The sequence below is a fragment of the Microbacterium oxydans genome (genome assembly GCF_000956525.1).
GTDB lineage: Bacteria > Actinomycetota > Actinomycetes > Actinomycetales > Microbacteriaceae > Microbacterium > Microbacterium oxydans_A.
On sequence record NZ_JYIW01000018.1, the window covers coordinates 68,639 to 83,081 of the forward strand.

The 14,443-nt window shown below is 69.2% G+C and carries 10 protein-coding genes; 8 read left to right on the forward strand and 2 right to left on the reverse strand.

Features of this window, described 5'->3' with window-relative positions; all coding sequences use genetic code 11:
• Positions 1-4 precede the first annotated feature (4 nt).
• Both RS83_RS03335 and RS83_RS03340 read left to right on the forward strand, forming a co-directional pair.
• Positions 5-838 (forward strand): carbohydrate ABC transporter permease, encoded by an 834-nt coding sequence (locus RS83_RS03335; protein ID WP_045278092.1) that lies wholly within the window; start codon positions 5-7, stop codon positions 836-838.
• A complete protein-coding gene (locus RS83_RS03340) occupies positions 838-2,322 on the forward strand; it encodes a glycoside hydrolase family 32 protein (protein ID WP_045278093.1) in 1,485 nt (494 codons plus the stop codon). The genes RS83_RS03335 and RS83_RS03340 overlap by 1 nt, the downstream gene beginning before the upstream one ends.
• Before the next feature lie 14 nt (positions 2,323-2,336).
• Here RS83_RS03340 and RS83_RS03345 read toward each other — a convergent pair whose 3' ends face one another.
• Both RS83_RS03345 and RS83_RS03350 read right to left on the reverse strand, forming a co-directional pair.
• Positions 2,337-4,778, reverse strand: coding sequence for a glycoside hydrolase family 2 TIM barrel-domain containing protein (locus RS83_RS03345; protein ID WP_045278094.1), 2,442 nt, complete (start codon positions 4,776-4,778; stop codon positions 2,337-2,339).
• The gene (locus RS83_RS03350) at positions 4,778-5,431 is read right to left on the reverse strand and encodes a TetR/AcrR family transcriptional regulator (RefSeq protein ID WP_045278095.1); all 654 of its coding nucleotides are present in this window, start codon (positions 5,429-5,431) and stop codon (positions 4,778-4,780) included. Before RS83_RS03350 ends, RS83_RS03345 begins: the two co-directional genes overlap by 1 nt.
• A 194-nt stretch (positions 5,432-5,625) precedes the next feature.
• Here RS83_RS03350 and RS83_RS03355 point away from each other — a divergent pair, with 194 nt between their 5' ends.
• The 6 genes from RS83_RS03355 (at position 5,626) to RS83_RS03380 (ending at position 14,439) form a co-directional block, all read left to right on the forward strand.
• Positions 5,626-7,149, forward strand: coding sequence for an ABC transporter substrate-binding protein (locus tag RS83_RS03355; protein WP_045278096.1), 1,524 nt, complete (start codon positions 5,626-5,628; stop codon positions 7,147-7,149).
• Positions 7,150-7,222: 73 nt separating this feature from the next.
• Complete coding sequence (locus tag RS83_RS03360) at positions 7,223-8,164, forward strand: ABC transporter permease (RefSeq protein ID WP_045278097.1); 942 nt, start codon at positions 7,223-7,225, stop codon at positions 8,162-8,164.
• Entirely contained in the window at positions 8,161-10,044 is a 1,884-nt protein-coding gene (locus RS83_RS03365; RefSeq protein WP_045278098.1) for a dipeptide/oligopeptide/nickel ABC transporter permease/ATP-binding protein, read from the forward strand. Before RS83_RS03360 ends, RS83_RS03365 begins: the two co-directional genes overlap by 4 nt.
• On the forward strand, positions 10,041-10,892 hold the full coding sequence (locus RS83_RS03370) for an ATP-binding cassette domain-containing protein (RefSeq protein ID WP_045278099.1): 852 nt from the start codon (positions 10,041-10,043) through the stop codon (positions 10,890-10,892). Before RS83_RS03365 ends, RS83_RS03370 begins: the two co-directional genes overlap by 4 nt.
• Complete coding sequence (locus RS83_RS03375; protein WP_045278100.1) at positions 10,889-13,303, forward strand: beta-glucosidase; 2,415 nt, start codon at positions 10,889-10,891, stop codon at positions 13,301-13,303. The genes RS83_RS03370 and RS83_RS03375 overlap by 4 nt, the downstream gene beginning before the upstream one ends.
• Complete coding sequence (locus RS83_RS03380; RefSeq protein WP_045278101.1) at positions 13,300-14,439, forward strand: EstA family serine hydrolase; 1,140 nt, start codon at positions 13,300-13,302, stop codon at positions 14,437-14,439. Before RS83_RS03375 ends, RS83_RS03380 begins: the two co-directional genes overlap by 4 nt.
• The last annotated feature ends 4 nt before the right edge of the window (positions 14,440-14,443 follow it).

Genomic DNA, 14,443 nt, shown 5'->3' on the forward strand with positions numbered 1-14,443 from the left:
CATCATGACCACGACAATCACTTCGAAGCGCTCCGCGCTCTCGCGCCTCGGCACCGGTGGCAAGTTCGTCATCCTCGCACTGGCGGTCTTCTTCACCCTCGGGCCCGTCGTCTGGACCCTGATCACGGCGCTCTCGCCGACCGACAGCGTGACCCAGGAGGTCAGCGTCGGGTTCGGGGCCTTCGCCGATGTCTTCGTCAAGATCCCCATCTGGCTCTACGCCTGGAACAGCGCCCTGGTGGTGCTGCTGATCGCCGCTGGGCAGATGCTCTCGGCCGCGATGGCCGGCTACGTCTTCGCGAAGTTCGAGTTCCGCAGCAAGAAGCTGCTGTTCGCGCTCATCCTCGCGACCATGATGGTGCCGTTGCAGGTCACGATCGTCCCGGTGTTCATGCTGGTGCGAGGCATGGGTCTCGCCGACACCCTCCTCGCGCTGATCGTGCCCGCGTTGCCGACCGCATTCGGCACGTTCCTGATGCGGCAGTACTTCATGGGCATCCCGACCGAACTGGGCGAGGCCGCGCAGCTCGACGGAGCAGGGCCCTGGCGCACGTTCTTCGGCGTGTACCTGCCGCTGGCGACTCCCGGACTCGCGATCGTCGGCATCCTCGCCTTCAACTATCACTGGAACGAGTTCTTCCGACCGTTGATCATGACCATCAGCGACCAGAACTTCACGTTGCCGCTCGGCCTCGTGACGCTGCAGGGCAACCTCGGCACCGGCAGCATCTCGACGGTGCTCGCCGGTGTGATCCTGTCGATGATCCCCGCGCTCCTGGTGTTCTTCTTCGGGCAGAAGCCGCTGCGCGAAGGACTCACCGCGGGTGTCGGCAAGTGATGCCCCGGCCGCGGATGCACTTCGCCCCGCGTAACAACTGGATGAATGACCCGAACGGGCTCGTCTTCCACGACGGGCTCTACCACCTGTACTTCCAGTGCAACCCGCAGGGGACCTCCCACGCGAACGTCAGCTGGGGGCACGCGACGAGCACCGACCTGACACGGTGGACCGAGCACGATCCGGCGATCCTCTGGGATGACGATGCGCAGATATTCTCGGGCTCGGTCGTGGTGGACCACGGCAACACCTCGGGATTCGGCACGGCCGAGCAGCCGGCGCTGGTCGCGCTCTACACGGCGGCGGCGCCAGGGCACCAGGCGCAGGCGCTCGCGTACAGCACCGACGGCGGGTTCGTCTGGACGAAGTACCAGGGCAACCCCGTGCTCGACCGCGGCACGAGCGACTTCCGCGACCCGAAGGTGTTCCGCTACGACGACGGCGGCGACGGCTACTGGGTGATGGTGGCGGTCGAGGCGCAGGACCGTCAGGTGCTGTTCCATCGCTCCGACGACCTCAAGAGCTGGACCTTCCTCTCGTCCTACGGCCCGGCCGGCCCGGTCGGCGGGGTCTGGGAATGCCCGGACATGTTCCCGCTCGCCGTCGACGGCGACGAGGACGACGTGCGGTGGGTGCTGTTGATCAGCCTGAACCCCGGCGGCATCGCCGGCGGTTCCGGTACGCACTTCATCGTGGGCGACTTCGACGGCACGGTCTTCCACCCCGGCACACCCCACGCGACTCCCGAGCCGGAGCTGTTGACCGACCGGAGCCAGTCCCGTGAGGAGCTGGAGGCATTCGGCTGGATCGACTTCGGACCGGACTGCTACGCCGGCGTCACCTTCGACGGGCTCGGTCGGCACGAACGGACGCTCATCGCCTGGATGGACAACTGGGAGTACGCAGGGCGCATTCCCGTCGACGACTCCGCTGAGCGCCGCAGTGCGATGACGCTTCCCCGTCGGCTCTCGCTCACCCGCGACCAGGACGGCGTCGAGCGACTGCGGCAGGAGCCGGTCATCGAGGTCGACCCCGGCGAGCACCTCGACCTCGGCGATCTGGCGGGCAGCGCTGTGCTCGCCGAGGGGAGTGCGAGCGCCGCACGGATCCGTGTCGCCGCGGCGTTCGGCGATGCGCAGCGCATCGAACTGCGCATCGAGTCCGCGTCGGGCGAGGGTCGAGTCGTGATCGGTCAGGACCGTGCGAGCGGGCGCATCGAACTCGATCGCGCCGGTGTTGGGATGCCCCCAGGATTCGACGGAACCCCGTCGCTGCGGCTCGATCGGCCGGACGAGATCGGATGGGACATCTGGATCGATGCGCTGAACGAGCGCGTGTCCTCCGTCGAACTGTTCGCCGAGAACGGTGAGCGGGTGCTCACCGCGCTGGTCCCCGCCGCGTCGTCCAGCACGTTCTCCGTCGTCGCCCTCGGTGGCGCACTGCGCGGCGCGCGAGCTGACGTGGCCGCCGTGGGGCCCCGGTGAGCTGAGCGACGATGCTATCCGGCGGTGGCCCGATCGCCGCCGGAGCTCTCGACGCCGATCACCACCTCCGCCGGAGGGTATCCCTCGGCCGACGCCGTCACGACGATGTCGTCCTCGCCCGAGGGACGGATGATGACGAGCACCCGACCGTCGTACGTGTGCCGCGACGGGCCGGTGAACCCCTCCTCGGTGCGCGGCTGCCCTGACCCCATCCCGGCGATCTCGCCGCCGGAGACGGCCACGGTGACGAGGGTGTCGGCATCGCACACGACGATCCCATCGGCATCCTCGAGCGTGATGGCGACGTAGGCGAGCCCCTCCGGGCCAGTGATCCCGGCCTGCTCGGCGCGGGCGATCAGCTGCGGCGCTCCGGCTGTGCGCAGGGCGCTCCTGCCGACCTCGACACCGGCCGAGTACGCCACTGCGGTGAGTGCGCCCCGGCGGTACTCCGTCTCGAACCGCGCGATCAAGGGCAGCGGCGAACCGACGGCGACCCGGTCGATGACGGCGCCGTCGAGGAGCAGCTCGACCTCGTCGGCATCCGCGTAGACATCGACCGTCACCGGCGAGCCAGCAGCCGCGTCCCAGGTCCAGCTGGACACGACGTCGTCCCATGACCAGGGGGTCTTGAACGTCGGCCGTCCATGGTGCTGCGGACGATGCACGGCGATCACCGGTTCCGCACGCAGGCCGTAGGCGATCTCGCGGTAGTACGACGCCGGCAGTCGGTGCCCGGTGATGTCGATGTCACCGCAGGCGCCCAGCAGATACGGGAAGGGGCCGGCAGTCCCAGTCGGCGTGTAGCCCTCGACGTCGGTGTAGTCGACCCGTCCGATCCCCGCTTCGCCGATGTAGTCCCATCCCGTCCAGGTGAAGTCGCCGATCACGTGCGGCAGACGCCGCACGTCGGCCCAGAGCGAGGCGATGCGATCGGGGAAGGTCTCGGATCCGACGATGATCCGGTTCGGGAACAGCTCGGCGTCGAGGTCGTAGCGCGAGTCGGCGTAGTTGAAGCCGACGACGTCGAGCACCGCCGCCGACTCCTCGGTCGTCGCCGTCACGAGCTCCGATGCGTTCATGCGCGCCATCTGCTCGCCCATCCCGGCCATCATCGTGTTGGGATCTGCCGCAGCCGCGTCCTGCGCCGCGGCGATCGCACCCAGGTTCGCGATGATCCCGTTGATGCCGTTCGTCACGAACCGGGTGGGATCGAGTCGGCGGAACTCCTCGGCGATGCGGCGACTCCACGTCGCGCCGTGGGGTGTCGCGAGCTCCAGGATCTCGTTGCCGATCGAGTAGAGGATCACGCTCGGATGGTGCAGGTCCTTCGCGACGAGCGCGGCGACATCCTGCTGCCACCTCGTGTCGAACCCGATGGAACTGTCGAACGCGGTCTTCGACTTGGTCCAGACATCGGTGAGCTCATCCATGACCAGCATGCCGTGCCGGTCGCATGCGTCGAGCAGCGCCCTGCTCGCCGGGTTGTGCGCGCTGCGGATCGCGTTGAATCCGGCGGTCTTGAGCAGCGCGACGCGGCGGTCCTCGGCGGCGGCGATCGAGACCGCGCCGAGCGGGCCGTTGTCATGATGGATGCAGGCGCCGCGCAGATCCACCGGTGTGCCGTTGATGCGCAGCCCCTGCACCGGATCCAGCTGGAGCCGACGGATGCCGAAGCGCGTCGTCTCCTCCTGGATGATCGTCTCCGCGTCGCTCAGGGTGGTGCGCACGACGTGGAGGTGCGGCGAGTCAGGACCCCACAGCAGGGGAGACGGCACGAGCAGTCTGGCTCGGCCCGTCGTGACCGTGCCGGGCAGCACGGTGATCGGCGCCGTGCCGGATGCGACCTCGGCGCCGTGCGGGTCGATCAGGGTCCAGCTGAGCCGTCTCGTCGCCGTGTGCCTGGTGCGATTCTCGACGCGTGTCGCCAGGTCGACGACCGCGCGCTCCTCGTCGATGTCGGAGCTCGTCGCGACCGTGCCGTCGAGCACGATGTGCACTGGATCGTCGACGACGAGGTGCACCGGCCGGGAGATGCCCCCGCCGGTGTACCAGCGGCTGTCCCGGTGCACACGCGCTTCCACGGTGATGGTGTTGCTCGCACCGAACCGGAGGTACGGGTCGGCATCGACGACGAAGGCCGAGTAGCCGTTGGCCTCGTGCGCGGCGAAGTCGCCGTTGATGAACACCGTGGCGTCGCGGTACACGCCCTCGAACTCGATGCGCACCGTGCGGTCGCACCAGTCGGCCGGCACGTCGAACGTCTTCGAGTATTCGAACACCCCGCCGGGGATGTATCCGCTGTGCACGCCCTGCACGCTGTCGGCCGAGCGGGGCAGGTCGCGGAGCGCGTCATGCGGCAGCTGCACGGGAACGGATGCGGTCGACTCGTCGCGGGATTCGAACGCGCCGAGCTTCGGGCCGACGCTCCAGCCGTCGGCGAAGGGGAGGCGCGGCATCAGATCAGACCCTCGTCGGCCACATCCCAGTCGATGTCGACGAATGCCGAGATCAACGCGCGCAGCTCCTCCGCCATGTCGAGCACGGTCCGGTCGAGCAGCCACTGCACCTGCAGGCCGTCCATCATCGCGATGAGCGCGACCGCCGCCCGCGTCGGCGTCATGCCGGAACGGAGCCTGCCCTCGGCTTCCAGCTCGCCGAACGCCCGCTGGATGTTCCGGCGCACGTATTCGTAGCGGCGGACGAAGTACCCGTGCGCCGGATGATCGGGAGAGGTCGCTTCGGCAGACAGGGTGCAGTACAGCTCGACCACACCCGGCACGGAGGCGTTGTAGGCGGCGAGACGGACGAGGCCGCGCAGCATCCGTGCGCCGTCGTCGAACTCGAGGGGCACCAGCTCACGCGACCGGTCGTCGCGGTGATCCAGCACTGCCTCGAGCAGCGCGACCTTGTTGGTGAAGTGGTGCAGCACACCGGCCTCGCTGATGCCGACGCGTTGCGCGATCTCCCGCAGGGAGCCCGAGCGGTACCCGCTCTCGGAGAAGACCTCGAGCGCGGCATCCAGGATCGCCTTGCGTCTCGCCTCCGTCTTCGCGTACTCGCCGCGGGCGGCTCGACGTGGCTTGGGAGTCGTGCTGGTCGTGTTGGTCATCGCTGTCACCGTATCCCCCGTTCGTCGCGTCCGCCATCGGGCGCGACTGCAGTGCTCCGAAACTGTTCTATAACGAATTCCGAAGAACCGCTAGCTTTTCAATGTAAAAACCTAGCGCCCACTAGTTTTTGCTGCTAGCTTCTCCATCCAGAGGCGGTCCGCAGGGGTACCGCCACCCATGAAAGGGACAATGGATGTTCCGATTGAAGGCCACAGCAGCCACCATCGCGATCGCCGCTCTCGTGCTCACCGGCTGCGCCGGCGGAGCTGAAGAAGGCTCGGGCGACGGGGGCGGCGGCACACTCACACTCGGCGCGATCACGCCGCCGACCACCTTCGACCCGGCCGGATCCGAGTGGGGCAACCGTGCCCCGTTCTACCAGGCCGTCTTCGACACGCTGCTCCTCGCGACGCCGGAGGGCACCATCGAGCCCTGGCTCGCGACCGAGTGGTCGTACAACGACGACAACACCGTGCTCACCCTCACGCTCCGCGACGACGTGAAGTTCTCCGACGGCTCGGCGCTCACCGGACAGGTCGTCGTCGACAACCTGCAGCGCTTCAAGGACGGCACGTCTCCCGACGCGAACTACTTCGCCGGCATCACGAGCTTCGAAGCCCCGGACGACACGACCGTCGTCATCACGCTCGGCGCTCCCGACCCGGCCCTCCTGAACTACCTCACCCGCGATCCCGGTCTGGTCGCCAGCGGCGAATCGCTCGGCAACGACAACCTCGCCACCGACCCGATCGGCTCCGGACCCTACGTGCTCGACACCTCGGCCACGGTCACCGGGACGAGCTACACGTACACCGCGAACCCCGACTACTGGAACCAGGACGCCCAGCACTACGACAAGCTCGTGATCAACGTGCTCGCCGATGCCACGGCATCCCTCAACGCGATCAAGGCCGGAGAGGCCAACGGCGTGAAGCTCGCCAGCAACGACAACCTCGCCGAGGTCGAAGGCGCCGGCTGGACGGTCAACGCGAACGAGCTCGACTTCCAGGGGCTGCTGCTCCTCGACCGCGCCGGCACCATGAACCCGGCACTCGCCGACGTGCGCGTCCGCCAGGCGCTGAACTACGCGTTCGACCGCGAAGGACTGCTCGAGGCGCTGCAGCTCGGCAACGGCACCGTCACCACGCAGGTGTTCCCGACGAGCTCGGCGGCGTACGACCCCGAGCTCGACGACTACTACACCTACGACCCCGAGAAGGCCAAGGAGCTGCTGGCCGAGGCCGGCTACGCGACCGGCCTCACCCTGTCGATGCCGTCGTCGACCCTGCTCGGTGCGACCACCTACACCCTGATCGAGCAGCAGCTGGCTGACGTCGGCATCGGGGTCGAGTACACCGACCCGGGCAACAACTTCATCGCCGACCTGCTCGCGCCGAAGTACGCGGCATCGTTCATGGCCCTGGAGCAGAACCCGGACTGGCAGCTGATCCAGTTCATGGTCGCGCCGTCCGCGATCTTCAACCCCTTCGGCTACGACGATCCCAAGGTCGACGAGTACATCAAGCAGATCCAGTTCGGTGACGAGGCCACGCAGGAGTCGGTGGCCAAGGAGCTGAACACGTACATCGTCGAGCAGGCGTGGTTCGCCCCGTTCTACCGCGTCCAGGGCAGCTTCGCCACCGACGCGAACACGACCGTCGAGGTGCTCCCGACGAACGCCTACCCCGCGATCTACGACTTCACGCCGAAGTCCTGACGCGGATCCTCCGGCCCGCCCGCTGCTCTGCGGGCGGGCCGGACCCCGATTCCTCCCACCACAGGAGCGCAGCATGCTCATGTTCATCGTGCGCCGGATCCTCGCCGGCATCGTCCTGCTCGTCGTCATCTCCATCGTGACGTTCGGGCTCCTCTTCCTCGACAGCGCCAACATCGCGCGCCGCATCCTCGGTCAGAACGCGACCGAGGAGCTCGTCGCCCAGAAGGCGGCAGAGCTGGGCCTCGACCGCCCGCTCGCCGCCCAGTACTGGGACTGGCTCACCTCCGCGCTCACCGGCGACCTCGGCCGCTCCTGGTTCAACGGACAGCTGGTCTCCGTGAGCCTCAGCGGACGCCTCGGCGTCAGCCTCTCGCTCGTCATCGGCGCCACCGTCATCTCCGCGGTCCTTGCGATCGTGCTCGGTGTCCTCGCCGCACGCCGGGGAGGCTGGGTCGACGCCGTCGTGCAGTTCATCTCGGTGATCGGCTTCGCCATCCCCGGGTTCCTCATCGCGCTCTACCTCGTGCTGATCTTCGCGATCAACCTGCACTGGTTCAAGGCGACCGGCTACATCCCGATCACGCAGTCGGTCGGCGGCTGGCTGGCCTCGGTCACCCTCCCGATCGCCGCCCTCGCGATCGGTGCGATCGCGGCGGTCGCCCAGCAGGTGCGCGGATCGGTGGTCGACGCGATGTCCCGCGACTACGTGCGCACGCTCCGAGCCAGGGGCCTGTCGTCGAACAGCGTGATCTACAAGCACGTGCTGCGCAACGCCGGCGGACCGGCGCTCGCGGTCCTCGCCGTCCAGTTCATCGGACTCCTCGGCGGGGCGGTGATCGTCGAGCAGGTGTTCGCGCTGCCCGGCATGGGCCAGCTCACCGTCTCCGCGACCACGCAGGGAGACATCCCGGTCGTGATGGGCGTCGTGATCGCATTCGCGGTCATCGTGCTCATCGTGAACCTCCTGATCGACCTCGCGCAGGCAGCGCTCAACCCGAAGGTGCGACTCTCATGACCGCTCTCGACGCTCCCACCGCGGTGCCGACGCCCGTGGCGAAGGTCTCGCTGCTGCGCCGACTCGTCCGACGCCCGGTGTCGCTGATCTCCCTGGTGTTCCTCGTGATCGTCGCCGTCGTCGCGATCACCGGTCGTGTGATCGCCCCCTTCGATCCGAACCTGGCCTCGCTCCAGCTGGTGCTCGCTCCGCCGAGCGGAGAGCACCTGCTCGGTGCGGACAGCGCGGGCCGTGACGTGCTCTCGCGGCTGCTCGCAGCGACGCAGATCACGCTCGCCGCAGCACTCGTCGCCGTCGTCACCGCGATGGTGATCGGCGTCATCTCCGGACTGATCGCCGGCTACTACCGCGGCTGGTTCGACTCGGTCGCCTCGTGGGTCACGTCGCTCGTCATGGCGCTGCCTGGCATCGTCGTGCTCCTCGCCGCACGCGCCGTCCTCGGCCCGAGCGTCTGGCTCGCGATGTTCATCTTCGGCATCCTGCTCGCCCCCGCCTACTACCGGCTGGTGTACGCCGCGGTGACGGCGGTCCGCGGAGAGCTCTACGTCGACGCCGCGAAGGTCTCCGGACTCTCCGACGTCCGCATCATCGGCCGACACATCCTGTCGGTCGTGCGCGCGCCGATCATCATCCAGTCGGCGATCATCACGGGCATCGCGATCGCGATCCAGTCCGGGCTCGAATTCCTCGGTCTCGGTGACATGAGCGTCCCGACCTGGGGCGGCATGCTCAACGACGGATTCGCGAACATCTACAAGCAGCCGCTCCTGATGCTCTGGCCGTCGCTCGCGATCGGCCTCACCGCCATCGCGCTCACCCTGCTCGCCAACGGCATGCGGGACGTGCTCGAGCGCACCGCCGTCGTCCGCCGTCGGCGTCGTCGCGCCGTGACGACCGCGACGGGATCGATCGCCGCGGTGACGACGTCGTTCAGCCTCTCCGGCGGCGATGCATCGGCACTCGACGACTCGACGCCGCTGCCGGTCATCGGCGACACGATCGTGCATCCGGACGATGAGCGCACGAGCGCCATCGGGCAGTCGCCGATCCTCACCGTCACCGACCTCAGGGTCGGGTACGAGCAGTCCGAGGGTGAGGACATCGAGGTCGTCCACGGCGTCTCGCTCCAGATCCGCAAGGGCGAGGTCCACGGACTCATCGGCGAGTCGGGGTCCGGCAAGACGCAGACGGCCTTCGCGGTGCTCGGCCTGCTGCCGCGCGGCGGTCGGGTCACGGCCGGGACGATCGAGTACGAGGGCACGCAGCTCGCGGATGCCTCGGAGAGCGCGTACGCCGGCATCCGCGGTCGGCGCATCGGATACATCCCGCAGGAGCCGATGAGCAATCTCGACCCGTCGTTCACGATCGGGTACCAGCTGGTCGAACCGCTGCGCAAGAACCTCGGCCTGTCGAAGAAGGAGGCGACGGAGAAGTCGCTGGCGCTGCTGGACCGCGTCGGCATCCCGAACCCGAAGCGCACCTTCGACGCCTACCCCTTCGAGGTGTCAGGCGGAATGGCGCAGCGCGTGCTGATCGCCGGGGCCGTGTCGACCGACCCCGATCTGATCATCGCCGACGAGCCGACCACGGCGCTCGACGTCACGGTCCAGGCCGAGGTGCTCGACCTGCTCCGCGACCTGCAGCGCGAGCGGCAGATGGCGATGCTGCTGGTGACGCACAACTTCGGCGTCGTCGCCGACCTCTGCGACCGGGTGACGGTCATGCAGCAGGGACTCTTCGTCGAACAGGGGCCCGTGCGCACGATCCTCCGCTCGCCCTCGCACGCCTACACGCAGTCGCTGCTCGACGCGATCCTCGACGAGGGTCCGGCGCGTGGCCCGCTCATCACCGCAGGAACCGCCGAAGGAGGCCGGTCGTGAACACGCTCCTCGAGGTCACCGACCTCCATGTCACCTACCCGGGCAAGGGATTCCGCGCCGAGCCGTTCCGTGCGCTGAAGGGGGTGTCGCTCGACATCCGTCCCGGAGAGACCGTCGGACTGGTCGGTGAGTCCGGGTCGGGAAAGACCACACTCGGACGCGCCGTGCTCGGCCTCGCTCCCGTCACCGAGGGGTCGATCCGCTACGACGGTGCCGAGATCGGACACCTCGGGCGCCGAGCCCGTCGCGGGCTGTCCAGCGAGATCCAGGTCGTCTTCCAGGACCCGTACTCATCGCTGAACCCGTCGATGACGATCGCGCAGATCCTCGCCGAACCGCTCACCGCACGCGGGGTCGCCGCCAAACAGGCGAATGCCCGCGTCGCCGACCTGCTCGATCGCGTCGGGCTCCCGGCGGATGCTGCCCGCCGGCTGCCCCGTGAGTTCTCGGGCGGGCAGCGCCAGCGCGTGGCGATCGCCCGCGCGCTGGCGCTGGATCCGAAGCTGATCGTCTGCGACGAACCGGTGTCGGCCCTCGACCTGTCGACGCAGGCGCGTGTGCTCGACCTCTTCATCGAGATCCAGGAGCGCACCGGCGTCGCCTACCTCTTCATCTCGCACGACCTCGCCGTGGTCCGCCACATCAGCCATCGCGTCGCGGTGATGTACCGGGGCGAGCTCGTCGAGACCGGGGACGGCGACCAGGTGACGGCGCGTCCGGAGCATCCGTACACCCAGCGGTTGTTCCTGGCAGCGCCGGTTCCCGACCCCGATGCCCAGCAGAAGCGTCGACTCGACCGGCGTGCCCTCATCGACGCGCAGAACACCCCAGAAGGATCAGCCGCATGAACTCCGTCCCGTCCGACCCCACCGCACACCTCCGTCCGCTGCTCGATCGACTGACCCTCGAACAGAAGGCCGCCCTCGTGCAGGGCGCCGACTTCTGGACCACGGTGCCGCTGCCGGAGATCGGGCTGCGTGCGCTCACGCTGTCCGACGGTCCTGCCGGCGTCCGCGGTCCGCGCTGGGACGAACGGGAGCCGTCGCTCAACCTGCCGTCAGGATCAGCGCTCGCCGCATCGTGGGACGTCGATCTCGCGCACCGCTACGGTGCGGCCGCCGCCTCGGAGGCGCGTCGCAAGGGGGTGGATGTCGTGCTCGGCCCGACCATCAACCTGCACCGTTCGCCGCTCGGCGGACGCCACTTCGAGTGCTTCAGCGAGGACCCCGAGCTCACCGCCGAGCTGGGCGCCGCCTACGTGCGAGGCATGCAGGACAACGGCGTCGCCGCCACGCCCAAGCACTACGTCGCGAACGACTCGGAGACCGATCGCTTCACGGTCGACATCGAGGTCGACGAGCGCACGCTGCGCGAGCTGTACCTCGCGCCGTTCGAGCGCGCCGTCGAGGCGGGAGCGTGGTCGATCATGAGCGCCTACAACGCGGTCGACGGCGTCACGATGACCGAGAACGACCTGCTGGAGACACCGCTGAACAGCGAGTGGGGATTCGACGGGGTCGTCGTCAGCGACTGGACGGCGGTGCGTTCGCTCGCCGCCGTCGCCGCCGCGCAGGACCTCGCGATGCCCGGCCCCGCGCCGGCATGGGCGGATCTCGTGGACGCGGTTCGCGACGGCAGGGTGCAGGAGGCCGACATCGACCGCAAGGTGCTGCGCATCCTGCTGCTCGCCGAGCGGGTCGGCGCGCTCGACGGGACGGAGGCGATCGTGCCGGCGCCGCTGGACGGGCCGGCCTTCGCGAGGGAGGCCGCGATCGAGGGCGCAGTGCTGCTGCAGAACGACGGCGTGCTGCCGCTCGACGCCGCTGCGACGACCAGGGTCGCGATCATCGGGCACAACGCCAGGGAGGCGCGCACGCAGGGCGGCGGCTCGGCGACGGTGCTGCCCGAGGAGGTCGTGTCGCCGCTGGACGCGATCCGAGCCGCGCTGCCTGCCGCCGACATCAGCTACGAGATCGGTGCGATCGTGCAGGACGGGGTCGCCGAGATCCCCCTGGCGACGATCGTCAACCCGGTGACCGGCGAGCCGGGGCTGCGAGTGGCGTTCTTCGATGCGGATGGCACCGAGCTGTTCGCCGAGGACCGCCGCGCGACCGCGCTGGTCTGGTTCGGCGGGGATGCTCCGATCGGCGCGAGCCGCACGGTGGTGCTGTCGACCAGGTACACCCCGACCGAGACCGGGAGCATCGAGCTCGGGTTCGCCGGCGCGAACCCCGGCAGGCTCTTCGTCGACGGCGCTCTCGTGCTCGACGACACCCCCGTGATCGAGGGCACCGATCTCGGCGCCGCCTTCCTGAACCCGCCATCGGTGACCACGGCCGTCTCGGTCGAGGCCGGGCGCGCGATCGACATCCGCGCCGAGTTCACCAGGGAGTCGCAGGGCGCGCTCGACGGAGCGCTGAGCGTGACGCTCGGCATCGCGCCGGAGCGCACCGATCCTGAAGAGCTCATCGCCAGGGCCGTCGATGCCGCGCGCTCTGCCGAGGTCGCGATCGTGGTGGTCGGCACGAACTCGAAGGTCGAGTCGGAGGGCTACGACCGTGTGGACCTCGATCTGCCGGGACGACAGGGCGACCTGGTTCGCGCGGTCGCCGCGACGGGCACGCCGACCGTCGTGATCGTGAATGCCGGATCCCCGGTGGTGCTGCCCTGGGCCGGCGAGGTCGCCGCGATCGTGCAGGGCTATTTCGGCGGACAGGAGTTCGGACACGCGATGGCCGATGTCGTGACCGGGGCTGCGGAACCGGGCGGACGACTGCCCACCACCTGGCCCGCGGCGCTCTCCGATGTGCCGGTCGTCGATGTGACGCCGGCGGATGGCCGCCTCGTGTACGGCGAGGGCCTGCACATCGGGTACCGCGCCTGGCTGAAGGCCGCCGTCGCTCCGGCGTTCGCGTTCGGCCACGGACTCGGCTACACCTCCTGGTCGTGGGGAACCGCGCAGCGGCACGAGGACACGGTCGAGGTGACCCTGGCGAACACCGGGGCGCGCCGCGGGAAGCAGGTCGTGCAGGTGTATGCCGAGCGCGCCGACTCCTCGGTGGAACGCCCGGCCCGCTGGCTCGTCGGCTTCGCCGTGGTCCGCGCCGAACCGGGCGAGACGGTCACCGCCGTCATCGATGTGCCGTCCAGGCGCCTCGCGCACTGGGCAGGTGACTGGGTCGTGGAGCCGGGGGAGTACACCCTGCGCGTCGGCGCATCGGTCGATGACCTGCCGTTGTCGGTGGGGTGGCAGGCATGACCGCGCCGGCGAGCCTGACCGGCGCGCTGCACGGGCGAGCGAGCGAGCGGCTCACGTCGGTGGTCGAGCGCCTGGAGCGCGAGCTCGAGGCAGACCCCGATCTGTCGTTCCAGGTCGCGGCCTACCGGCACGGCGCACTCGTGCTCGACGCGTGGGGCGGACCCCATCTCGACGAGCAGTCGCTGACGGTGCCGTACTCCGTCACGAAGAACGTGATCGGGGTGGCCGTCGGCCTGCTCGTGCAGCGCGGTGAGCTGGACCTCGATGCGCCGGTCGCGCAGTACTGGCCGGAGTTCGCGGCGAAGGGCAAGGACGCGGTGACGGTGCGTCAGCTCCTGTCGCACCAGGCGGGGCTCCCGCAGGCCGCGCCGGGGCTCACCTGGGACGAGCTGCTCGACCATCACGCCGCAGCTGCGCGGCTCGCTGACACCCGACCGTTCTGGTATCCGGGCAGCGCCTTCGGCTATCACGCGATCACGATCGGCAACCTCGCCGACGAGCTCGTGTTCCGGGCGACGGGGCGCACGCTCCACGAGGTCTACGAGCACGATATCCGTGCACCGCACGACATCGACTTCTTCCTCGGGCTCCCCGCCGAGCACGAGGCGAGGCTGGTCCCGCTGCTGCCGATGACCGCGCCGCCGGCCGACACCCTGCACGCTTCCACGCCCACCTCGGCGCTCGGGCCGGTGGTCTTCGCCATGGGCGGCGACGTCGACCTGGCGCTCTCGCCGCGAAGCTGGCGCTACGGTCACCCGGCCGGGTCGGGGACCGGCACCGCTCGGGGCATCGCCAGGTTGCTCGCCGTCGCGGTCACCGGTGTCGACGGCGGCCGACCGCTGCTCTGGACCGACACCGTCGAGCAGGTCGGACAGCAGCAGATCCGAGGGTACGACGAAGTGCTGCACCAGCAGGATCGTGCCCACGCGATCGTCTTCCAGAAGCCGTCGCAGCAGCTCGCGTTCGGCGGACCGAGGTCGTTCGGCCATGACGGCGCGATGGGCGCCCTCGCCTGCGTCGACCCCGACAACGGCGTCGCATTCGCCTGGACGATCGCTCGCGGTCCCTGGCCGGGCGGCGCCGATCCTCGAGCCGTCGCCGCAGCACGCGACATCGGCGTCATCCTCTCCTCCTGACCTC